Below are 22,346 nucleotides of genomic sequence, written 5' to 3'. Positions count from 1 at the left end.
TCACACCTTAGCCACGAGCGGGCGACCGAGCAGGCCTTGTGGACGGAAGATGAGGATCATCACCAACAGCGAGAAGCTGAACACGTCCTTGTAGTCGGAGTTGACCAGGCCAGAGAACAGCGATTCGGAGATGCCCAGGATGATCCCGCCGAGCATGGCACCCGGCAACGAGCCGATGCCCCCGAGCACCGCGGCAGTGAACGCCTTGATGCCGATGATGAAGCCCGCGTAGAAGTCGAAGGTGCCGTAGTTCATGGTGATCAGCACACCCGCCAGCGCCGCCATCACCGCGCCGATGACGAACACATAGGAGATCACCCGGTCGGTGTTGATTCCGAGGATCGACGCCATCTTGCGGTCCTGCTGGGTGGCGCGGCACATGCGTCCGAGCTTGGTGTACTTGATCACGTAGGTGAGCAGGCCCATGCCGACGAAGGCGGCAACCAGGATGAAGATCTTGGTGTAGGTGAGCTGGACGAAGCCGGTGCCGATATCGACGCGCCAGGCGCCTTCGAGCAGGGTCGGTACGCCTTGCTGGCGCGCACCCTGGCTGAGCTGCGCGTAGTTCTGCAGGATCAGCGAGATGCCGATGGCGCTGATCAGCGGAGCCAGGCGAGTGGAGTTGCGCAGCGGCTTGTAGGCGATGCGCTCGATGGTGAAGCCATAGACACCGGTGACGACAATGGTGAACAACAGCGTGCCAAGCATCAGCAGCGGGAAGGATTCGATACCGAAGTAGGCCAGCAATGCCAGGCTGATCGCCGCGAGATACGCGGAGATCATATACACCTCGCCGTGCGCGAAGTTGATCATGCCGATGATGCCATAGACCATTGTGTAGCCGATGGCGATCAGACCATAGACAGACCCGAGGGTCAGCCCATTGATCAGTTGCTGCAGGAAAATACCATCCATAACGCAATCTCACCTATTGAGATTGCACGAGCGCCGACCACGGCGGGGGCAAGGGTAGAGCGTCCCTCGCCGCGCAGGACTGTGCAGATCTACGGATAAAGTACAAATACCGCGGGGCCGCGGCCCGGTGCGCCAAGGCGACCGGGCTTCAAGCCATTGTTATTTTTGTTTTTCCAGCTGGTGGTACTTGCCGTTGGCATCCCACTGGTAGACCACGTAATCGGAGACGGTCAGGTCGCCCTTGCTGTCCCACTTCTTCTCGCCCATGACGGTCTTGACCGGGTTGGCCTTGAGCCACTTGGCGGCGTCTTCGCCCTTGTTCGACTTGGCGCCGTTGAACGCGGCGGCCAGCGCCTGGATCGAGGCGTAGGCGTACAGGGTGTAGCCCTCAGGCTCGGTGCCGGCCTTGCGGAACTCCTCGACCACCGCCTTGCTGTCTGGCAGCAGGCGCGGGTCGGCACCAAAGGTCATGTACACGCCGTCGGTGTACTGCGCACCGCCTGCGGTGGCCACCAGTTCGTCGGTGACGATACCGTCGTCGGACATGAACTTGACGTCCTTCAGGCCCTGCTCGCGCAGCTGGCGCACCAGCGGACCGGCTTCCGGGTGCAGCCCGCCGAAGTAGACGACGTCGGCACCATTGGCGCGGATCTTGGTGACCACGGCACTGAAGTCCTTCTCGCCACGGGTCAGGCCTTCGTACAGCACAGGCTTGACGCCGCGCTTCTCGAGCTGCGCCTTGGTCGCATCGGCCAGGCCCTGGCCATAGGTGTCCTTGTCGTGCAGGACCGCGACCTTCTTGCCCTTGAGCACATCGACGATGTAGTCGCCGGCGACGATGCCCTGCTGGTCGTCACGTCCGCACATGCGGAACATGGCCGACAGGCCGCGCTCGGTGACCTGCGGGTTGGTCGACCCGGGGGTGATCGCGATGACGCCGGCTTCGTCGTACACCTCGGAAGCGGGAATGGTGTTGGAGGAGCAGAAGTGTCCGACCACGCCGATCACCTTGTCCTGATCGACCAGGCGGTTGGCCACGGCCACGGCCTGCTTCGGCTCGCACGCGTCATCGCCCTTGACCAGGACGATCTTCTCGCCGTTGATGCCGCCAGCCTTGTTGACCACATCGGCTGCCGCCTGGGCGCCCTTCATGTATTGCTCGCCAAACGCTGCGTTGGCGCCGGTCATCGGGCCCGCTACGCCGATCTTTACGTCGGCCTGTACGTACGAAGAAACACCCAGTGCCGTAGCCACGGCCAGTGCCAGGAAACCTTTCTTGTAAAACGTCTGCGACATGAGGTGGTGCTCCTAGAGTTTTTTTAGTTGGCACTACAACTTCATCAACCCTGTGCTCCGAGCAAGGGCCGTGCCATCAGTTTTGTCTTCCGGGAAAACACACTTCGCTGGGCCACTGCAGACCTCCGGCGGTCGTTTCTTTATTGAGCGTGCAACCGTCTGCCACAGGGCAGGCGCCACTGAACGCAAAACAAAGGAGCAACCGCAAGGTGCCATCATTGCAACCCTCGCAAGTGTTTACGTGCAACCATCCTGTAACAGCATGACGTCACCGAAGTGCACACCGGTGGTGCGTCACTGCTACAGGCAGCACTGTTTGAAGGCTAGCTGGTGCACGGAAAAACACCCGATCTGGCGGTTCTGGCCTCTTCGCGGGCAAGCCCGCTCCCACTCCTGTAGGAGCGAGCTTGCCCGCGAAGAGGCCAGCCCAGACACCACAACACCCAAAAGGCTGGCACAATGTCCGCCATTCGCTGCTTCCGGAGCCTTTTTGATGAGCGAGAGCGCATTCGCCGAGCGCATCGTGCATAACCTGCTCGACACCGACTTCTACAAGCTCACCATGATGCAGGGCGTCCTGCACAACTACCCGGACGCCGACGTGGAATGGGAATTCCGCTGCCGCAACGGCGAAGACCTGCGCCCCTATCTGGGTGAAATCCGTCAGCAGATCGAACGGCTGGCCGACCTCACCCTCGACGACGGCCAACTGGCGTTCCTCGAACGCATCAGCTTCCTCAAGCCCGACTTCCTGCGCTTTCTCGGCCTGTTCCGCTTCAACCTGCGCTACCTGCGCATCGGCATCGAGCACGACCAGTTGTTCCTGCGCCTGCGCGGCCCATGGCTGCACGTGATCCTGTTCGAGGTGCCGCTGCTGGCGATCATCAGCGAAGTGCGCAACCGCGCCCTGCATCCGCAGATGCGCCTTGAGACTGCGCGCGACCAGCTCTATCACAAGTTCGACTGGTTGCGCGCCAATGCCAGCGAAGAAGAGCTGAGCGCCCTGCAAGTCGCCGACTTCGGCACCCGCCGACGCTTCTCGAGCCGCGTGCAGGAAGAGGTGGTACGGGTGATGCGCGATGACTTCCCGGCACGCTTCGTCGGCACCAGCAACGTCGACCTGGCATGGAAACTGGATATCAAGCCGCTCGGCACCATGGCCCATGAATGGATCATGGCCCACCAGCAGCTCGGCCCGCGGCTGATCGACAGCCAGATCGCCGCGCTGGACTGCTGGGTACGCGAGTACCGCGGGCTGCTCGGCATCGCCCTGACCGACTGCATCACCATGGATGCGTTCCTCGGCGACTTCGACCTGTACTTCGCCAAGCTCTTCGACGGCCTGCGCCACGATTCGGGCGAGCCGGTGGCCTGGGCGGAAAAGGCCATCGCGCACTATCGCAAGCTGGGGATCGATCCGATGACCAAGACCCTGGTGTTCTCCGATGGCCTGGACCTGCCGCGCACCCTGCAGATCTTCCGCGCACTGCGCGGCCGCATCAATGTCAGCTTCGGCATCGGCACCAACCTGACCTGTGACATCCCGGGTGTGGCGCCGATGAGCATCGTGCTTAAAATGACCGACTGCAACGGCTCGCCAGTGGCGAAGATTTCCGACGAAGCCGCCAAGACCCAATGCCGCGACGAGAACTTCGTCGCCTACCTGCGTCACGTATTCAAAGTCCCTAGCAAGGAGTAACCCATGCAAGCCGTTCAGCAAGAGATTGCCCAGGCGCTCAAGGTACAGCCACCCTTCGCCGACGCCGCCGCGCTCGAGAAGGAAGTGGCCCGGCGCGTGGCCTTCATCAAGGACTGCCTGGCCAACGCCCGACTCAAGACCCTGGTGCTGGGCATCAGCGGCGGCGTCGATTCGCTGACCGCCGCCCTGCTCGCCCAGCGCGCCGTCAATGAGCTGCGCGCCGAGACCGGCGACAAGGCCTACACCTTCATCGCCGTACGCCTGCCCTACCAGGTGCAGCACGACGAACACGACGCCCAGGCCTGCCTGGAGGTGATCAAGGCAGACGAAGTGCACACCGTCGATATCGCCCCGGCCGTCCGAGCCCTGGCCGCCGAAGTGGTGGAGCTGAAGAACGGCTCGCCGACCCTGGTCGACTTCGTCGTTGGCAACGTCAAGGCGCGCACCCGCATGGTCGCCCAGTACACCATCGCTGGCGCGCGCGCAGGCCTGGTGATCGGCACCGACCACGCCGCCGAGGCGGTGATGGGCTTCTTTACCAAGTTCGGTGATGGTGCCTGTGACCTGGCGCCGCTGAGCGGGCTGGTGAAGAACCAGGTGCGGGCGATCGCGCGCAGCTTCGGTGCGCCGGAATCGCTGGTGGAGAAGGTGCCGACTGCAGACCTGGAAGACCTGGAACCAGGCAAGCCGGACGAGGCATCACATGGCGTGACCTATCAGCAGATCGATGCCTTCCTGCATGGGCAGCCGGTTGACCAGGCAGCGTTCGACATCATCGTCGCCACCTACCGCAAGACCCAGCACAAGCGCGAACTGCCGTTCGCCCCATAAAAAGCTTCGCGGGCAAGCCCGCTCCCACAGGTTGTTCACTGTTCTCAATGGCAGTGAACAACCTGTGGGAGCGGGCTTGCCCGCGAATGGGGCCCTAAGGCCCTACACAGCTGTCATTACTTGACGACAACCTTGCCCTTCATCATCGAGATGTGGCCCGGGAAGGTGCAGAAGAAGCTGTAGTCGCCACCGGCTTCGAGCTTGGTCGCATCGAACTTCACTTCGGTTTCCTTCTCAGGCGCGCCGATCATCTTGGTGTGGGCGATGATCGCAGCGTTGTCAGCCTTGATGTAGTCCTTGTCCAGACCCTGGGTCATGCCTTCGGTGGCGATGGCCTGCATGTCGGCGGTCTTGCTGATCACCAGGTTGTGACCCATGACGTTCTTCGGCAGGCTGCCGGAGTGGGTCAGCTTGACGGTGAACTCCTTGCAGCTCTTGTCGACGGCGATTTCCTTGGTGCTGAAGGACATCTGGTCAGTCGAGTCGACGGTCACCGAGCACTCGGCGGCGAACACAGAAGCGCTGGCGAGGGTCAGCAGGGATACCGCTACAGCTTTCGCAAACATCGTGAATCTCCTTGGCAGGGTTTTATCAATTGCGAGACTGCCTGAAACCGGCCAGACCCTTGCTGATTTGAGTCAAGGGCCATCAATGAGCCAGCCAGTAGTATTGTTCAATGGATTGTATACAAACAATCTAAGAGCACATCATGCCTGCTTGATAGACGATGGGACAACCTCTCATTTAGGAGCAAGTGCCATGAATCTCGGAAATTTCATGCGCAGCCTGTTGGCTGCCTATGCGTGCGGCGCAACTGGTGCTGCGGTCTGCGAGTTCGCCCGACCGGAGTGAATTCGACGCTTGGAGCACGCGCCATTGCGCCTTACCCTGTGTGCCCCGCTGCCTGCGCAGCGGGTGAACTGCACTGGAGATAAGCAATGCCCGTACGTTCCGTCTGTGTCTTCTGCGGCGCCAGCATCGGCGCCAACCCAGCCTATCGTGAAGCCGCCATCGCCCTCGGCCAGGCCATCGCCCACCGCGGCCTGACCCTGGTCTACGGCGGTGGCGCCGTCGGCCTCATGGGCATCGTCGCCGATGCTGCCATGGCGGCAGGTGGCGAAGTCATCGGCATCATCCCGCAGAGCCTGATGGACGCCGAGGTTGGCCACAAAGGGTTGACGCGCCTGGAAGTGGTCGACGGCATGCATGCCCGCAAGGCGCGCATGGCCGAACTCAGCGATGCCTTTATCGCCCTGCCGGGTGGGCTGGGTACGTTGGAGGAATTGTTCGAAGTCTGGACCTGGGGCCAACTGGGCTATCACGCCAAGCCACTGGGGCTGCTGGATGTGAATGGCTTCTATGAAAAGCTTGGCGGCTTCCTCGACCATATCGTCGAGGAAGGTTTCGTGCGGCCGCAGCACCGGGCGATGCTGCTGCTCGGTCAGCAGGCGGATGAGTTGCTCGATGGCATGGACAGCTTCATCGCCCCGGTGGCACCGAAGTGGGTCGATCACAAGCCTGATTGACAGCTTTTACAGAACCTGTGGGGGCAGCGCTTCGCCCCCACAATGCTCCATGCAGGCTTGGAGGTCAGCGCGGGATAACGGGCTGACGCGGCTTCTTCTTGCCACCGCCCTTGGCCGCTTCCTTGCGCTCCTTGGCCGCCTGCTGGTTGCGGGCGAATGCCTCGGCCTTGGCCTTCTCGCGCTTGTCCCACGGCTTGCTGCCATCGCTGGCACGCGGCGGCAGGCCGTTGTGCTGGGTGAGGATCTTCTGCTCCTTGGCCACCTTGTGGCTACCGGCAGGCGTCGAGTTCTTGCGACGGGCGCTCTGGTAGCTGTCGGTCTGCGGCTGGTGCAGCGGGATCAACTGGTGCTTGCCCGGGCCGATCAGGTCGGCGCGGCCCATGCGGGTCAGCGCTTCACGCAGCATCGGCCAGCCCTTCGGGTCGTGGTAGCGCAGGAATGCCTTGTGCAGGCGGCGCTGCTCGTCGCTCTTGACGATCTCCACACCCTCGCTCTTGTAGGTGACCTTGCGCAGCGGATTCTTGCCCGAGTGGTACATGGCCGTGGCCGAGGCCATGGGCGAAGGGTAGAACGCCTGCACCTGGTCGGCGCGGAAACCGTTGCCCTTGAGCCACAGGGCCAGGTTCATCATGTCTTCGTCGGTGGTGCCTGGGTGCGCCGCGATGAAGTACGGGATCAGGTACTGCTCCTTGCCCGCTTCTTTCGAGTATTTCTCGAACATGCGCTTGAAGCGGTCGTAGCTGCCGATGCCCGGCTTCATCATCTTGTCCAGCGGACCACGCTCGGTGTGCTCCGGGGCGATCTTGAGGTAGCCACCTACGTGGTGGGTGACCAGCTCCTTCACGTACTCCGGCGACTCGACCGCCAGGTCGTAACGCAGGCCCGAGGCGATGAGGATCTTCTTCACCCCCGGCAACGCGCGGGCCTTGCGGTACAGCGAAATCAGCGAGCTGTGGTCGGTGTTGAGGTTCTCGCAGATCCCCGGGAACACGCATGACGGCTTGCGGCAGTGCTTCTCGATCTCGTGGCTCTTGCAGGCGATGCGGTACATGTTGGCGGTCGGGCCGCCCAGGTCGGAGACCACGCCGGTGAAGCCCGGCACCTTGTCACGCATCTCCTCGATCTCGTGCAGGATCGATTCGTGGGAGCGGTTCTGGATGATCCGGCCTTCGTGCTCGGTGATCGAGCAGAAGGTGCAGCCGCCGAAGCAGCCGCGCATGATGTTCACCGAGAAACGGATCATCTCGTAGGCCGGGATGCGCTCCTTGCCGTAGGCCGGGTGCGGCACGCGCGCGTAGGGCATGCCGAACACGTAGTCCATTTCCTCGGTGCTCATGGGAATGGGTGGCGGGTTGAACCACACATCCAATTCACCATGCTTCTGCACCAGGGCACGGGCGTTGCCCGGGTTGGTCTCCAGGTGCAGCACGCGGTTGGCGTGGGCATAGAGCACCGGGTCGTTGCGTACCTTCTCGAACGATGGCAGACGGATCACCGACTTCTCGCGGGTCACGCGCGGGCTGTCGAGAATCTGTACGACCTTGGCTTCGTTCGGGTCTTCCACCTCGCCCTTGGCCTGCTCGATGGCGCAGGCCTGGGTATCCTGGGTGTTGACGTAGGGGTTGATGATCTTGTCGACACGGCCCGGACGGTCGATGCGGGTGGAGTCGATCTCGTACCAGCCCTCGGGGGTGTCACGACGGATGAACGCAGTGCCACGCACGTCGGTGATGGATTCGATCTTCTCGCCGTTGGACAAGCGCTGGGCAACCTCGACCACCGCGCGCTCGGCATTGCCGAACAGCAGGATATCGGCGCTGGCATCGACCAGGATCGAGTGGCGGACCTTGTCCTGCCAGTAGTCGTAATGGGCGATGCGGCGCAGCGACGCCTCGATGCCACCGAGCACGATCGGCACGTGCTTGTAGGCTTCCTTGCAGCGCTGGCTGTACACCAGGCTGGCGCGGTCCGGACGGCTGCCGGCCAGGCCACCAGGCGTGTAGGCGTCGTCGGAACGGACCTTCTTGTCGGCGGTGTAGCGGTTGATCATCGAGTCCATGTTGCCGGCCGCGACACCGAAGAACAGGTTCGGCTCGCCGAGCTTCATGAAGTCGTCTTTGGACTGCCAGTTCGGCTGGGCGATGATGCCGACGCGAAAGCCCTGGGCTTCCAGCAGGCGGCCGATGATGGCCATGCCGAACGACGGATGGTCGACGTAGGCGTCACCGGTCACGATGATGATGTCGCAGGAGTCCCAGCCGAGCTGATCCATCTCCTCCCTGCTCATTGGCAGGAAAGGCGCTGGCCCGAAGCATTCGGCCCAGTACTTGGGATAGTCGTAGAGTGGTTTGGCTGCTTGCATGTCAGTGACCGGTTCTGGTGTGCAGGGAAATCGCGGGCGCGGAATATAGCACAAATTTTGACCAAATCCGACGGTGGTGGTCGGAATCATAGTGATCGCCCAGAAAAACATCGCCCCCTGTGGGAGCGGGTTTACCCGCGAATGCGATGGCGGGTTCAACCTCGCATTCGCGGGTAAACCCGCTCCCACAGAGGGGCCGATTCAGTTCCGGGTGGTTATTCGTCGTCGTCGAAGTTGTACATGCCCGGCGCGAGGTTCTCGAAGCGGGTGTACTTGCCGATGAAGGCCAGGCGTACAAAACCGATCGGGCCGTTACGCTGCTTGCCGATGATGATTTCCGCCACGCCCTTGTGCTCGGTCTCTGGGTGATACACCTCGTCACGGTAGACGAACATGATCACGTCGGCGTCCTGCTCGATTGCACCGGATTCACGCAAGTCGGAGTTCACCGGGCGTTTGTTCGGACGCTGCTCCAGGGAGCGGTTGAGCTGGGACAGGGCGATGACCGGGCAGTTGAATTCCTTGGCCAGGGCCTTGAGCGAGCGCGAGATCTCGGAAATTTCGTTGGTCCGGTTGTCACCAGCCGAGCCCGGGATCTGCATCAGCTGCAGGTAGTCGACCATGATCAGCGCGATCTCGCCGTGCTCGCGCGCCAGGCGGCGGGTACGAGCACGCATCTCCGAGGGGCTGATCCCGGCGGTGTCGTCGATGAACAGCTTGCGGTCATTGAGCAGATTGACCGCCGAGGTCAGGCGCGGCCAGTCGTCGTCGTCGAGCTGGCCGGAACGGACCTTGGTCTGGTCGATGCGCCCCAGCGACGAGAGCATACGCATGATCAGCGATTCGCCAGGCATCTCGAGGGAGAACACCAGCACGGCCTTGTCGCTGCGCAGCACCGCGTTCTCGACCAGGTTCATGGCGAAGGTGGTCTTGCCCATCGACGGACGGCCGGCGACGATGATCAGGTCGGCGGGCTGCAGGCCGCTGGTCTTCTCGTCCAGGTCGGTGAAGCCGGTGGACACACCGGTGATGTCGCTGTCGGAGTTGAACAAGGTGTCGATGCGGTCGATGGCCATGGTCAACAGCTCGTTGACCCCCACCGGGCCACCGGTCTTGGGCCGCGCCTCGGCGATCTGGAAGATCTGCCGCTCGGCGTCGTCGAGAATCTCTTCGGCGTTGCGCCCTTGCGGGTTGAAGGCATTGTCGGCGATGTCGGTACTGATGCTGATCAATTGGCGCAGCGTCGCCCGCTCGCGGATGATCGCGGCGTAGGCCTTGATGTTGGCCACCGACGGAGTGTTCTTGGCCAGCTCGGCCAGGTACGCCAGGCCACCGACCTGGGTCGATAGGCCTTCCTTGTCCAGTTGCTCGTGCAGGGTGACCACGTCGAACGGCTGGTTGGCATCGGCCAGCTTGTGCACGGCACGGAAGATCAGGCGGTGGTCATGCCGGTAGAAATCGCCATCGGACACCTGGTCCAGCACTCGCTCCCAGGCGTTGTTATCCAGCATCAAGCCACCGAGCACAGCCTGTTCGGCCTCGATGGAATGCGGCGGCACCTTCAGGGCAGCGGTTTGCAGGTCGAGCTGTTCGGGATTGGTAATCTCGTTCATGGCCACGCAAGAATTCTGGGGGGGTTCAAAAAGACAAAGGGCACGGCCTGAAAAACAGGACCGTGCCCGATGTTAACCGGCTGGCCCGCGAGGGGCCAGTCAGTCAGCGCAGCTTAGGCAGCTACGACGACCACACGTACGGTGGCTTCAACGTCGCTGTGCAGGTGCACGGCTACGTCGTATTCGCCAACCTGACGGATGGTGCCGTTCGGCAGACGAACTTCAGCCTTGGCCACTTCAACGCCGGAGGCGGTCAGGGCATCAGCGATGTCGTGGGTGCCGATCGAACCGAACAGCTTGCCTTCGTCGCCAGCGGTGGCAGTGATGGTCACTTCCAGCTCGGCCAGTTGGGCAGCGCGGCTTTCAGCCGAAGCTTTCTTGTCGGCAGCGGCTTTTTCCAGCTCTGCGCGACGCTCTTCGAATGCAGCCAGGTTAGCGGCGTTGGCAACGGTGGCCTTGCCGAATGGCAGCAGGAAGTTACGGCCGTAACCAGCCTTAACTTTTACTTTGTCGCCCAGGTTGCCCAGGTTGGCGACTTTTTCCAGCAGGATCAGTTCCATTTGGTAAAACCTCTTAACTTTTAACCTTCACCGTTCGCGGAATCATTCCCCTTGGGGGAGTGGCGACCGCGAAAATCAATCAGGCTGTCGACAATGGCCAAGACCACGAGCAACGGATAGGTCAGCTGCATGAACAGCACCAGCGTTACGTACAACCCCACCAGCCAGAACCTGGCCAGGCGTTTCTGGGCCACCAGCCCATGCAGCAGGGCGATGCCCGCGAACATGAGCGGCACACTGCACAGCGGCGTAAGCAAGGCGACGGCGGAACCGAAGTTCGGTCCGAACACCATGCACGCCAGCAGCACCAGTGCCGGCACCAGGGGAATCCGCACCGCTTGAAACTCGCGGCCGAAACCTCCCGGGTTGTACAACGCGGCCTGCCAGTACCGGCCCAACATCAGGGCCAGAACGCTGACGACCTGCAGCAAAGCTGCAATCAGGCCGTTGAGCACCGGTACGATGAGTGCCCCCAGGTGTGCCTGCTCCTCTACCGTCAACTGCTGGTAGAGACCGTCGAGCATCTGCGGCAGGGCTTTTTCAAGCGCTCGCGCCAGAGCTTCGATCGGTTCGCGAAACACTGAACCGAGGATGACACCGTACAACAGGCCCAAGGCGATGCTGGACAACAGCACCCGGTTCCAGGAATGCCCGGCGCGCAACAGCGCAGCCAGCCCCAGCGTCCCCAGCAGCACCATCAAGGTGCGCGGCTCGCCGAAGACCCACCAGGCCAGCGCGGGCAAGATGCCCCACACGATGACCGAGGATGCGTCCTTGAAACCACGCCGCAGGAACACCAGGCTCCCGGCGGCGGCACTCAACCAGAACAACAGCGGCAATGCCGCACAACCAGCCACCACGACAGTGGCCTGCACACGACCGCGCATGATGAAATCAGCCAACGCTCGCATGCCTATCCCTTACTGCTTGTCGACGACCCGGTCTCAGCGGCCGTGGCTGTCGGTGTAGGGCAGCAGGGCCAGGAAGCGGGCGCGCTTGATAGCGGTAGCCAGCTGACGCTGATAACGAGCTTTGGTACCAGTGATACGGCTTGGAACGATCTTGCCGGTTTCGGATACGTAAGCTTTCAGGGTGTTGAGATCTTTGAAGTCGATCTCTTTCACGTCTTCAGCAGTGAAGCGGCAGAATTTACGACGACGGAAGAAACGTGCCATTTAATAGGCTCCTCTAAAGGTCCGTGGATTACTCGTCAGCGTTATCGCTGGAGTCGCTGTCATTGCTGTCGTCGCCATCGGCGGAGTCAGCATGCTCAGGACGCTCGCGACGCTCACGGCGCTCGCTGCGGTTCTCTTCAGCCTTCAGCATCTCGGACTGGCCGGTAACGGCTTCGTCGCGACGGATGACCAGGTTACGGATCACGGCATCGTTGTAGCGGAAGTTGTCTTCCAGCTCGGCCAGGGCCTTGCCGGTGCACTCAACGTTCAGCATCACGTAGTGAGCCTTGTGAACATTGTTGATTGCGTAGGCCAGTTGACGACGGCCCCAGTCTTCCAGGCGGTGGATCTTGCCACCATCTTCTTCGATCAGCTTGGTGTAACGCTCGACCATGCCGCCGACTTGCTCGCTCTGGTCCGGGTGAACCAGGAAGATGATTTCGTAATGACGCATGAATGCTCCTTACGGGTTAGTAGTCTGCCAGCGAATCTGGTCAGACAAGGAGTGAATGACACTGTATGTCTTGCTTGAGGGAAGGCGCATGCGCACCTGCCAGCCCGGCAAGGGGCGCAATTGTAGAGAAGGCGGGTTGGACAAGCAAGGTGATTGGCGATTATTTGAACAGTCGGAAACATATTGGTGGGGTATGTGAGAGCGGCGGTGACTCTTTCGCGGGCAAGCCCGCTCCTACAGACCTGCACAGGCCCCGTGGGAGCGGCGGTTCGGCGGTCCGACTTGCCCGCGAAAGGAACGCCGCCGCTTCAGGCTCTCAACGCTTGGCCTGACGCTGCCTCACCGCCTCGAACAGACACACCCCGGTCGCCACCGAGACGTTCAGGCTGCTGACACTGCCGGCCATCGGCAGCTTCACCAGGAAGTCGCAATGCTCGCGGGTCAGGCGGCGCATGCCCTTGCCTTCGGCGCCCATGATCATCACCAGGGGCCCGGTGAGGTCCTGCTGATAGATCTCCTGCTCCGCTTCGCCAGCAGTGCCGACCACCCAAAGGCCACGCTGCTGGAGTTTCTCCAGGGTACGCGCCAGGTTCGTCACGGCCACCAGCGGAATCACCTCGGCAGCACCACAGGCGACCTTGCGCACCACGCCGGTGAGCGTGGCCGACTTGTCCTTGGGAATCACCACGGCCGTCGCGCCCGCAGCATCGGCGGTGCGCAGGCAGGCGCCGAGGTTGTGCGGGTCGGTGACACCGTCGAGCACCAGGATCAGCGGCGGCGTCTCGGTGCGCTCGAGCAACTCCTCGAGCATCGCCTCGCCCCACACTTGGCTGGGGCTCACCTCGGCGACCACACCCTGGTGCACGCCCTCGACCCAGGCGTCCAGCTCACGGCGCTCGGCCTGGCCGACCGCAACGCGGTTTTCTGCAGCCAGCGCCAGCAGCGTCTGAAGACGTGGCTCGCTACGCCCTTCCGACAACCAGATCTGCTTGACCCGCTTGGGATGGTGCTGCAACAACGCCTGCACGGCATGCACGCCGTAGATTTTTTCCAGCTGACTCATGACTTGCCGCTCTTGCCCTTACGTGGCGCGCCGGACTTCGACGGGCCTTTGCGATGCTTGGTCTTGCCGGACGCCTTGGTGCCCTTCTCGGCCTTGGCACTGGTGTGCTGCCGCGCATCCCCCATCAGCGCCTTCTTCATTTCGCGGCTCTTGCGCACCTCGGCATTACGCTGCACGGCATCTTTCGGGAAGTAGGCCTCGGAAGCTTCGCTCTTGCGGCTGCGCGGCTTGGGCGAAATCTTCGCCTCGGTAGCCGGTGCAGGCTCGGACCTGACCGAACCTTTGGTGCCCGCAGGCTTGCCGGTGTCAGCCGATTCGCTACGCGGCTTGCGGCCGCCCGGCGCCTTGATCGCGGCCTCGGAAAGCTCGAAGTCGATCTTGCGCTGCTCGAGGTCGACGCGCATCACCTTGACTTCGATGGTGTCGCCCAGGCGGAAGCTGCGGCCAGTACGCTCACCGGCCAGGCGATGGTGCACAGGATCGAAGTGGTAGTAATCGCCCGGCAGCGCACTGACGTGCACCAGGCCTTCGACATAGATGTCGGTCAACTCGATGAACAGGCCGAAACCGGTCACTGCGGTGATCACGCCAGGGAAAGTCTCACCCACGCGGTCGCGCATGTATTCGCACTTGAGCCAGTTGACCACGTCGCGGGTGGCTTCATCGGCGCGGCGCTCGGTCATCGAGCACTGCTCGCCCATCTGCTCGAGGCTGTTCTCGTCGTACGGGTAGATCCGCGCCTTGGGAATGCTCATCGCACCGGCGCGCTTGACGTGCGGGGTATCGATCTTCGAGCGGATCACACTGCGGATGGCGCGGTGCACCAGCAGGTCAGGGTAACGGCGGATCGGCGAGGTGAAGTGGGTGTAAGCCTCGTAGTTCAGGCCGAAGTGGCCGTTGTTCTCGGTGCTGTACACCGCCTGGCTCAGCGAGCGCAGCATGACGGTCTGGATCAGGTGGAAGTCCGGGCGCCCGGCGATGCTCGCCAGCAGGGCCTGGTAGTCCTTCGGCGATGGATCCTTGCCCTTGTGCAGCGACAGCCCCAGTTCACCGAGGAAGGCGCGCAGTTTTTCCAGGCGCTCCGGTGGCGGACCATCGTGCACGCGGTACAGCGACGGCACGTTGTGCTTCTGCAGGAACTCGGCGGTGGCGACGTTGGCCGCCAGCATGCATTCCTCGATCAGCTTGTGGGCGTCGTTGCGCACGGTCGGACGAATTTCGTCGATCTTGCGGTCTTCGCCGAAGATGATCCGGGTTTCCTGGGTTTCAAAGTCGATTGCACCACGGGTATGGCGGGCATCGACCAGCACCTTGTACAGCGCGTAGAGGTGCTTGAGGTCCGGCAGGACTGCGCTGTACTCCTCACGCAGCGCCTTGCCTTCGCGAGTGCGGGAGTGCTCGAGCATGCTGCTGACCTTGTTGTAGGTCAGACGCGCATGGGAGTGGATCACGCCTTCATAGAACTGGTAGTCGACCATCTGGCCGGCCTTGTTGATGGTCATCTCGCAGACCATGGCCAGGCGATCGACATGCGGATTCAGCGAGCAAAGGCCGTTGGAGAGTTCCTCGGGCAGCATCGGAATCACACGCTCGGGGAAGTACACCGAGTTGCCGCGCTGCTGGGCCTCGACGTCCAGGGCCGAGCCCAGGCGCACGTAGCTGGAAACGTCGGCAATCGCCACGTACAGGCGCCAGCCGCCGGAGAACAGGCGCAGCTTGCCCAAAGGCTCGCAATAGACGGCATCGTCGAAGTCGCGGGCGTCCTCGCCGTCGATGGTGACGAACGGCAGGTGGCGCAGGTCGATGCGTTTTTCCTTGTCCTTCTCTTCTACTTCGGAGCGGAACTTGCGCGCTTCCTTGATCACGTCCTTGGGCCAGACGTGCGGAATGTCGTAGCTGCGCAGGGCGACATCGATCTCCATGCCCGGCGCCATGTAATTGCCGATCACCTCGACCACGTCACCTTGCGGCTGGAACCGCGGGGTCGGCCAGTGAGTGATCTTGATCTCGACGAACTGGCCGATCTTGGCGCCGCCGTTGCGCCCCGCAGTCACCAGCACTTCCTGCTGGATCTTCGGGTTGTCGGGGGTCACATAGCCGATGCCGCCTTCTTCGAAGTAGCGGCCAACCACGCTTTCATGGGCGCGGGAGATGATCTCGACCAGCACGCCTTCGCGGCGACCACGGCGATCGACACCAGAGACCCGGGCAAGGCCACGGTCGCCGTCGAACACCAGGCGCATCTGCGCAGGGCTGAGGAACAGGTCTTCGCTGCCGTCGTCAGGGATCAGGAAGCCGAAGCCATCGCGGTGGCCGGAGACACGGCCGCAGATCAGGTCGAGCTTGTCTACCGGGGCATAGGTGCCGCGCCGGGTATAGATAAGCTGACCATCACGTTCCATCGCGCGCAGACGGCGGCGCAGGGCCTCGATCTGGTCTTCTTCGTACAGACCGAACTCTGCCGCCAGCTCCTCGCGCGCGGCGGGTTCGCCACGGTCGGCAAGGCGCTGCAGGATCAGCTCACGGCTGGGGATGGGATTCTCGTATTTTTCCGCTTCGCGAGCGGCCTCGGGATCGAGGGATTGCCAATCGGCCATCAGAAGGGGTTCACCTTGGGGTATATAGATAGGGATTCTGGCATACGCGTATTGAAACCGGAAATCTTTGCCTTGGACAGCCCCTGCCGGGCGCCCCGGCAGCGGCAATAGGTCACTGGAATCAACAACTTGAATTTTTTGAAATTTTTTTCGATCCGGGGCTTTACAGCCCTCAGGGGCATCCGTATAGTGCGCACCACAACGACGGGCAGCCGACGTTGTAGTTGAGATGAAACCTGATGTAAAGCATCATGTGACCTCGACAAAATGTGTGCCCAGGTGGCGGAATTGGTAGACGCGCTGGTTTCAGGTATCAGTGACTTAACGGTCGTGGAAGTTCGAGTCTTCTCCTGGGCACCATATAAAAACCCACTAGCTTGCTAGTGGGTTTTTTCTTGCCTGCGTTTTTTGCCCTCCCGCCGCGCCAGCATCCGCCTCCTCCCGACTATTTGCCCTCATACGGCCACATGAGAAACGATTTCGTTTACCATTGTTTCGAAATATGTAGCCGTAAGCGAGGAAGTACCCGCATGACGATCCGCCCGAAACCGCTGATGCGCACCTTGGCCGCCGCTGTCCTGGGCCTGGTGATTGGCGCGCCGGCCGCCCTGGCAGACGAACCGGTCAGCCTGACCCTGTACAACGGCCAGCACAAGGAAATCGGCGAAGCCATCGCCAAGGCCTACGAGGCCAAGACCGGTATCCACATCAATATCCGCAAGGGCAGCAGCAACCAGCTGGCCAGCCAGATCATCGAGGAAGGCACACGCTCGCCTGCCGACGTCATCTACACCGAAGAATCCCCACCCCTGAACAACCTGGGCGAACTGGGCCTGCTGGCGAAAATCGACGACGCCACCCTGGACATGCTGCCCAAGGAATACGTGGGCGCCAACGGCACCTGGATGGGCGTGACCGCGCGCACCCGCGTGGTGGTCTACAACCCGAAGAAGATCGACGAGAAAGACCTACCCACCACCGTGATGGACTTTGCCGATCCTGAGTGGGACGGCCGCGTCGGTTACGTACCGACCAGCGGCGCCTTCCAGGAACAGGCCGTGGCCATCCTCAAGATGCACGGCCGCGAAGCCACCGAAGAATGGCTCACCGGCCTGAAGGCGTTCGGCAAGACCTACACCAACAACATGGTCGCCCTGAAAGCGGTGGAAAAAGGCGAAGTCGCTGCCGTGCTGGTGAACAACTATTACTGGTACGCCCTGGAGCGCGAGCGCGGCAAGCTCGACTCCAAGCTGTACTACCTGGCCGATGGCGATGCCGGCAACCTGGTCACCATTTCCGGCGCCGCAGCGGTCAAGGCCAGCAAGCATCCCAAGGAAGCCCAAGCGCTGCTCAACTGGATGGCCAGCGAAGAAGGCCAGCGCGTGATCACCCAGACCACCGCCGAATATCCACTGCACAAAGGCATGGTGTCTGACCGCGGTCTGAAGCCGTTCGAAGAGCTGCGCCCACCGAAGATCAGCCCGGCAGACCTCGGCAATGCCGAAGAAGCCATCGAGCTCGAACGCGAGGTCGGTTTGCTCTGATGACTGCCGCCGCGCCCGACCCGGCCCTGGTACGCTTCGTGCCACGCCGCAAGCGCCCCTCCGTATGGGTGGTGCTGCCTGTGCTGTTCCTGGTGGCGATGAGCCTGTTGCCATTGCTGTATGTCGCCATCAAAGCCTGGGAAGCCGGCTGGCATGAAGCCCTGCGCCTGCTCTGGCGCCCCTTCGTCTGGGGGTTGCTGCGCAACACCTTGCTGCTGATGGTCGGTGTCACCTTGGTGTGCATGGTGGTCGGCCTGGCGCTGGCCTGGCTGCTCGAACGCAGCGACCTGCGCGGGCGCCGCCTGTGGGGCGTGGTGTTGTGTCTGCCGTTTGCCGTACCGTCGTTCGTCAGCAGCTTCACCTGGGTGTCGCTGAGCTCGGACTTCGAAGGGCTCGGCGGGGCGATCCTGGTGATGGCGCTGTCAAAGTATCCGCTGGTGTTCCTGCCGGTGGCCGCTACCCTGCGCAATCTGGACACCTCGCTGGAGGAGTCGGCCCGCACCCTCGGCTGCAGCCGCTGGGACGTGTTCCTCAAGGTCACCCTGCCGTTGCTGTGGCCAGCCATGCTCGGCGGTGCGTTGCTGATCGCCCTGCACATGCTGGTGGAGTTCGGCGCACTGTCGATCCTCGGCCTGCAGACCTTCACCACGGCGATCTACCAGCAGTTCGAACTGGAGTTCAGCAACGCTAACGCGGCAATGCTCTCGGCTGTGCTGCTGGCACTGTGCCTGGTGATGCTTTGGCTGGAACTGCGCGTACGCGGCAAGGCCCGCCACGTGCGCATCGGCCAGGGCGTGGCGCGTCGTGCACAGCCATTGCGACTCAAAGGCTGGAGCCTGCCGGCACAACTGTTCTGCCTTGGACTGGCGGTGTTGGGCAGCGGGATTCCGCTGGCCATGCTCGGCTACTGGCTGAGTGTCGGCTCATCGGCAGCCTTCCCGGTCGCGGCAATCGGCAAGGCCTTGCTCACCTCCCTGTCGGTATCGCTTGGCGGTGCTGGCTTCTGCGTAGTGCTGGCATTGCCGATCAGCTTCCTGGTGGTGCGCTACAAAGGCCGTCTGGCGATCTGGGCCGAACGCCTGCCCTACCTGCTGCATGCTCTGCCGGGCCTGGTGATCGCATTGACACTGGTGTTCTTCGCCCTGCACTACGTGCCAGCGCTCTACCAGACCACTGCACTGCTGATCCTGGCCTACGCCCTGCTCTTCCTGCCCCTGGCCCAGGCGCCAGTGCGCACAGCGCTGAACAAGGCCTCGCCGACACTCGAGGAAGCCGCCCGCACCCTGGGCGCCAGCAGCTTCGCGGCGTTCTGCCGGGTCACCCTGCCGATCATCTTCCCGGCACTGGCGGCGGCCTTCGCCCTGGTGTTCCTGGACGCCATGAAGGAGCTGACCGCGACCCTGCTGCTCAGCCCCACGGGCATGACCACCCTGGCCACGGAAGTCTGGGCGCACACGGCCAACGTCGAGTTCGCAGCGGCAGCGCCCTATGCGGCGTTGCTGATCCTGGTATCGGGATTGCCGGTATACCTGCTGACCACGCGGATGTACCTGAACAAGGCGTAGCATCGAGGCCCGGGCGCAGGCGGCCCGGGCACAGCCATTCAATAGCCCAGCGCGCGTTTTTCCGCTGCGGCACTAACGGCATGGTTCGGTCTGCGCAGTTGCAATACCGCGAAAATCGACAGAACCACCGCCAGCCCCCAAAGGATCGGCGTCGCTCCCTGGCTCAGAGCCACCATCTGCAGACCGACGACCAACAGACGCAGCAACGCATCGAGTCGACCATTGGCCACCGAAGGTTCGCGCAGGCGCGCCACACCCCAGATGACATAAGCCAGGGCACCTAGATTGATGAAGAACATCGAGGTGGGGTCGAGCACGCTGAAGGACGTACCCAGGCCAAGCCAGGCATCGAGCCCTGCAAAAAGCTGGAATGCCCAGGCACTCAGCAATGGAACGGCAAATGGCAGGGTGGCGACGATGTCATAGATCGCGCCGATCCGGACGATGTTGGCGTAACGGGATTGATTCATTGGCAAACCTCCATGTGCATGCGTTCGAGAAGCTCTCTGACTTCGTAGAATTGTCCTGATTGCAGCGCGATTGCGTGACGTCGGCCAAGCAGGTCGACGATTTGCGCGGCGCGTTGTTGTGCGCTGACGATGTACCCCGGCTGCGTCGAGCGCTCTCGCAAGGCCACCAGTTCGGGAAAGCGCTCGTCGGCCTGCAGGATGGTTTGCGCCACGGTGGTGGCGACATTGCATAACCCCAGCACCGCAAAGAACACCTGCGGATTCTCCAACTGGTAGACCTTGGCCAGGGCGTTGAGGGCGGCTTTGGAGACGCTGTAGGAAAGCATGCCTGCGCGCTGACGGATGCCTGAAACCGAGGCCGAGAACACCACCTGGCTAACCTTGGCCTGTCGGCACAGCAGCAGGTCCAGCACCCATTTCACCGCCACCAGATTGAGCTCCAGCACCGAACGGAAGGACTCCACTGGCGTATTGCTCGCAAGCTCCGGCGCGCTACCGAATGTTCCGGCGTTAAGGTAGGCCGTTTCGAATGTCGTCTCACCGATGAAGGCCTGCAGAACAGGCTGGACAGCCTCGCCCGCACAAAGATCCAGCGCCCGGAAATGCATGCGCGGATGCTCCAGCAGCGCCGTTGGTATCCGTCGCGAAATACCCCAGACCTCATCGCCCCGCTCAAGGTGCAACCTGGCCAGTGCCAGCCCGATGCCCGAACTGACGCCCGTAATGAATATGTGAGCCATCAGCGCCTCACTCGAACTTGCCGATGTGATAACCGCCATCGACGCTCAACACGCTGCCAGTCATGTAGCTGGCGCCGTCGCCAAGCAGGAACAGCACTGCAGCAGCCACCTCGCTTGCCTCGCCGAAGCGCTTCATGACAGTGGCGTTGATCTTGCGCTCGGTGCCCGCAGGATTGGCCGCCAGCCGTTCCGGAGAATTCATCCCGCCAAGAATCGGCCCTGGCGCTACCGCATTGACACGCACCGCGTGGCGTCCATCGCGGTCGCAGGCATTCTCCATCGCCACCACTTGGGTCAGGGCGTTGAGCCCTGCCTTGCTCGCCACATAAGCAGCCTGGTTGGGCATGGCCATCACCCCCGCGCAGGAGGACAGATTGACGATCGAGCCACCTGGCTTCCTGGCGATCAACCGCAACTCATGTTGCAGGCAATACAACGGGCCGTTCAGATTGATACGCACGACCCGCTCCCAGTCCTGTACCTGAAGGTCGGCGACCTGCGCATACGGTGCAGTGATACCCGCGGCATTGACGGCATGGTCGAGTCCGCCGAAACGCGCCTCGATCTCGGCGAAGGCATCGCGCACCGCGCCAGGCTCAGCGACATCGCACGGGATGAAACTGGCCTGCGCGCCCAGTTGCTCAAGCGCCGAACGCCCCTTCTCCAGGCTGCGCCCAAGCACGACGACGCGCGCCCCCTCCTCGCTCAGCCGCCGGGCAATGCTCAGGCCGATACCACTGCTGCCACCGGTGACAACGATGGTCTTTCCCTGGAACTGCATCTGGACTCTCCTTAGTCATATCGAATAGAGGCTGGCCGCTTGTACCGCTCATTGACGCAGCAGTACACGCGATCCAGCTGGGGATTGCTCTTGTCACGGAAACAGTTGCCCTCGAATCGACAGGCCTGAACGCTTCCCGGCTTGCCCTGCAACGACTTGTTCACCAGATCGTTGTCAGCGAACAGGGCACGACTCATGCCCACCAGGTCAGTGACACCCAGCTCGAGCAAGGCCTCGGCCTGGGCCAGCGAGCCTGTGAAGCCGGCAAAGCCGACCGGGAGCGACGTCAGTTCGCGGATGTGCTTCACGCCATGCACCAGCATGGCGTGAACACGCGGATCGGCACGCAGCATGTAGTGGAACGTTTCCTTGATTGCCGCCGAACACATCAAGGCCGCCACACCTGCACGCTCCAGCGCAGGGACCACCTGCTCGAGCAGTGCCGGTTGCTGCCCCTTGTCACCCAGGCAATCATCGATACCCAGACGCACGGAGATGTCGATTCCGCCCTGGGTTGCCTCCACGATCGCGTCCATGACCTCCAGCAGCAGACGGGCCCGGCGCAACGGCGAGCCGCCGTAGCGATCCGTTCGTCGGTTGCTGTAGGGCGAGAGGAAGCTGCTCAACAGGTAGCCATTGGAGGCCTGCAATTGCACCATGCGCGCACCGGCTTGCTGCGCCAGACGTGCGGCATTGGCGAACTGGGCACAGACGCTGCGGGCGTCCTCGTGAGTCATGACCCTCGTACCGCGACGGCTTCGACTACCCACCGCCCGGCTGGGCGTCAGCAGAACACCGCCACTGCGCGCCAGATCGCCTTGGCTGCCGTAGTGCTGCAATTGCACGACCACAGGGCAGGCATTTTCCCGCCCGTAGTCGATCAGCGGCGCCAAGTGCTCGACGTGACGCTGCTCGTACAGGCACAACCCTCCCTCGTGCAGCCGCGTGGATGCATCGACTGCTGAGTTGGCCAACACCACCATGGCGCAGCCTCCGTCGATGATGCCCTTGTAGAAGGTCAGCATCTGCGGCGTCAGGCAACCTTCACGACCCAGATCGATACCCATGGGTGCGAAGTACACACGGTTCTTCAGGTTCAGGTGTCGTCCGAGGGTGATCGACTGGCGTGTCAACGGGTATCCCGAGGCCACGCCA

General features: G+C 62.4%; 20 protein-coding genes and 1 tRNA gene. 6 read left to right on the top strand and 15 right to left on the bottom strand.

The window, feature by feature from the left end:
• Both AC2CGW_RS17590 and AC2CGW_RS17585 read right to left on the bottom strand, forming a co-directional pair.
• Complete coding sequence (locus AC2CGW_RS17590) at positions 1-915, bottom strand: ABC transporter permease subunit (protein WP_186665947.1); 915 nt, start codon at positions 913-915, stop codon at positions 1-3.
• 159 nt (positions 916-1,074) lie between these two features.
• Positions 1,075-2,211: a branched-chain amino acid ABC transporter substrate-binding protein gene (locus tag AC2CGW_RS17585; RefSeq protein WP_411383366.1), complete on the bottom strand. Its 1,137-nt coding sequence runs from the start codon at positions 2,209-2,211 to the stop codon at positions 1,075-1,077.
• A 493-nt stretch (positions 2,212-2,704) separates the two neighbouring features.
• Between AC2CGW_RS17585 and pncB the strand changes: the two genes are divergently transcribed.
• Positions 2,705-3,910: a nicotinate phosphoribosyltransferase gene (gene pncB, locus AC2CGW_RS17580; protein ID WP_484574359.1), complete on the top strand. Its 1,206-nt coding sequence runs from the start codon at positions 2,705-2,707 to the stop codon at positions 3,908-3,910.
• A gap of 3 nt (positions 3,911-3,913) precedes the next feature.
• Positions 3,914-4,741 (top strand): ammonia-dependent NAD(+) synthetase, encoded by an 828-nt coding sequence (gene nadE, locus AC2CGW_RS17575; protein ID WP_186711696.1) that lies wholly within the window; start codon positions 3,914-3,916, stop codon positions 4,739-4,741.
• A gap of 116 nt (positions 4,742-4,857) precedes the next feature.
• Here the strand turns inward: nadE and azu are convergent, their stop codons facing one another.
• Positions 4,858-5,307 (bottom strand): azurin, encoded by a 450-nt coding sequence (gene azu, locus AC2CGW_RS17570; RefSeq protein ID WP_484574358.1) that lies wholly within the window; start codon positions 5,305-5,307, stop codon positions 4,858-4,860.
• A gap of 372 nt (positions 5,308-5,679) precedes the next feature.
• Here azu and AC2CGW_RS17565 point away from each other — a divergent pair, with 372 nt between their 5' ends.
• Complete coding sequence (locus AC2CGW_RS17565) at positions 5,680-6,267, top strand: cytokinin riboside 5'-monophosphate phosphoribohydrolase (RefSeq protein WP_054894542.1); 588 nt, start codon at positions 5,680-5,682, stop codon at positions 6,265-6,267.
• 64 nt (positions 6,268-6,331) lie between these two features.
• Here AC2CGW_RS17565 and AC2CGW_RS17560 read toward each other — a convergent pair whose 3' ends face one another.
• The 8 genes from AC2CGW_RS17560 to rnr form a co-directional block, all read right to left on the bottom strand.
• A complete protein-coding gene (locus AC2CGW_RS17560) occupies positions 6,332-8,629 on the bottom strand; it encodes a YgiQ family radical SAM protein (protein ID WP_186665940.1) in 2,298 nt (765 codons plus the stop codon).
• Between the two features lie 215 nt (positions 8,630-8,844).
• Positions 8,845-10,242: a replicative DNA helicase gene (dnaB, locus tag AC2CGW_RS17555; RefSeq protein ID WP_186665939.1), complete on the bottom strand. Its 1,398-nt coding sequence runs from the start codon at positions 10,240-10,242 to the stop codon at positions 8,845-8,847.
• A 113-nt stretch (positions 10,243-10,355) separates the two neighbouring features.
• Positions 10,356-10,802, bottom strand: coding sequence for a 50S ribosomal protein L9 (gene rplI / locus AC2CGW_RS17550; protein ID WP_003249568.1), 447 nt, complete (start codon positions 10,800-10,802; stop codon positions 10,356-10,358).
• 20 nt (positions 10,803-10,822) lie between these two features.
• On the bottom strand, positions 10,823-11,713 hold the full coding sequence (locus tag AC2CGW_RS17545; RefSeq protein ID WP_186665938.1) for a YybS family protein: 891 nt from the start codon (positions 11,711-11,713) through the stop codon (positions 10,823-10,825).
• Between the two features lie 33 nt (positions 11,714-11,746).
• Positions 11,747-11,977 (bottom strand): 30S ribosomal protein S18, encoded by a 231-nt coding sequence (gene rpsR / locus AC2CGW_RS17540; protein WP_003249563.1) that lies wholly within the window; start codon positions 11,975-11,977, stop codon positions 11,747-11,749.
• Between the two features lie 28 nt (positions 11,978-12,005).
• Positions 12,006-12,431, bottom strand: a complete 426-nt coding sequence (rpsF, locus tag AC2CGW_RS17535; RefSeq protein ID WP_029612766.1) for a 30S ribosomal protein S6 — start codon at positions 12,429-12,431, stop codon at positions 12,006-12,008.
• 316 nt (positions 12,432-12,747) lie between these two features.
• A complete protein-coding gene (gene rlmB, locus AC2CGW_RS17530; protein ID WP_186665937.1) occupies positions 12,748-13,494 on the bottom strand; it encodes a 23S rRNA (guanosine(2251)-2'-O)-methyltransferase RlmB in 747 nt (248 codons plus the stop codon).
• On the bottom strand, positions 13,491-16,091 hold the full coding sequence (gene rnr / locus AC2CGW_RS17525; RefSeq protein ID WP_186665936.1) for a ribonuclease R: 2,601 nt from the start codon (positions 16,089-16,091) through the stop codon (positions 13,491-13,493). Before rnr ends, rlmB begins: the two co-directional genes overlap by 4 nt.
• A 273-nt stretch (positions 16,092-16,364) precedes the next feature.
• Between rnr and AC2CGW_RS17520 the strand changes: the two genes are divergently transcribed.
• From AC2CGW_RS17520 to AC2CGW_RS17510, 3 genes are all read left to right on the top strand, one after another.
• A tRNA-Leu gene (locus AC2CGW_RS17520) sits at positions 16,365-16,451 on the top strand.
• Positions 16,452-16,621: 170 nt separating this feature from the next.
• On the top strand, positions 16,622-17,635 hold the full coding sequence (locus tag AC2CGW_RS17515; protein ID WP_186665935.1) for an extracellular solute-binding protein: 1,014 nt from the start codon (positions 16,622-16,624) through the stop codon (positions 17,633-17,635).
• Positions 17,635-19,200 carry an ABC transporter permease gene (locus AC2CGW_RS17510; RefSeq protein ID WP_186665934.1) on the top strand — a complete coding sequence of 522 codons (1,566 nt, stop codon included), beginning with the start codon at positions 17,635-17,637 and terminating at the stop codon, positions 19,198-19,200. Before AC2CGW_RS17515 ends, AC2CGW_RS17510 begins: the two co-directional genes overlap by 1 nt.
• Positions 19,201-19,238: 38 nt before the next feature.
• On the opposite strand, the gene AC2CGW_RS17505 is transcribed toward AC2CGW_RS17510, so the two are convergent.
• From AC2CGW_RS17505 to AC2CGW_RS17490, 4 genes are read right to left on the bottom strand one after another with little or no spacing between them, the layout of a single operon-like run.
• Positions 19,239-19,670 (bottom strand): hypothetical protein, encoded by a 432-nt coding sequence (locus AC2CGW_RS17505; protein ID WP_186665932.1) that lies wholly within the window; start codon positions 19,668-19,670, stop codon positions 19,239-19,241.
• Positions 19,667-20,449, bottom strand: coding sequence for an SDR family NAD(P)-dependent oxidoreductase (locus AC2CGW_RS17500; protein ID WP_426352569.1), 783 nt, complete (start codon positions 20,447-20,449; stop codon positions 19,667-19,669). Before AC2CGW_RS17500 ends, AC2CGW_RS17505 begins: the two co-directional genes overlap by 4 nt.
• Positions 20,418-21,191, bottom strand: coding sequence for an SDR family NAD(P)-dependent oxidoreductase (locus AC2CGW_RS17495; protein WP_186665930.1), 774 nt, complete (start codon positions 21,189-21,191; stop codon positions 20,418-20,420). The genes AC2CGW_RS17500 and AC2CGW_RS17495 overlap by 32 nt, the downstream gene beginning before the upstream one ends.
• Before the next feature lie 11 nt (positions 21,192-21,202).
• The gene (locus AC2CGW_RS17490; protein ID WP_186665929.1) at positions 21,203-22,342 is read right to left on the bottom strand and encodes an NADH:flavin oxidoreductase; all 1,140 of its coding nucleotides are present in this window, start codon (positions 22,340-22,342) and stop codon (positions 21,203-21,205) included.
• Positions 22,343-22,346 lie beyond the last annotated feature (4 nt).

Source organism: Pseudomonas sp. SYWMCR5 (assembly GCF_057197165.1).
This window is presented reverse-complemented; position numbering and strand designations above follow the sequence as displayed.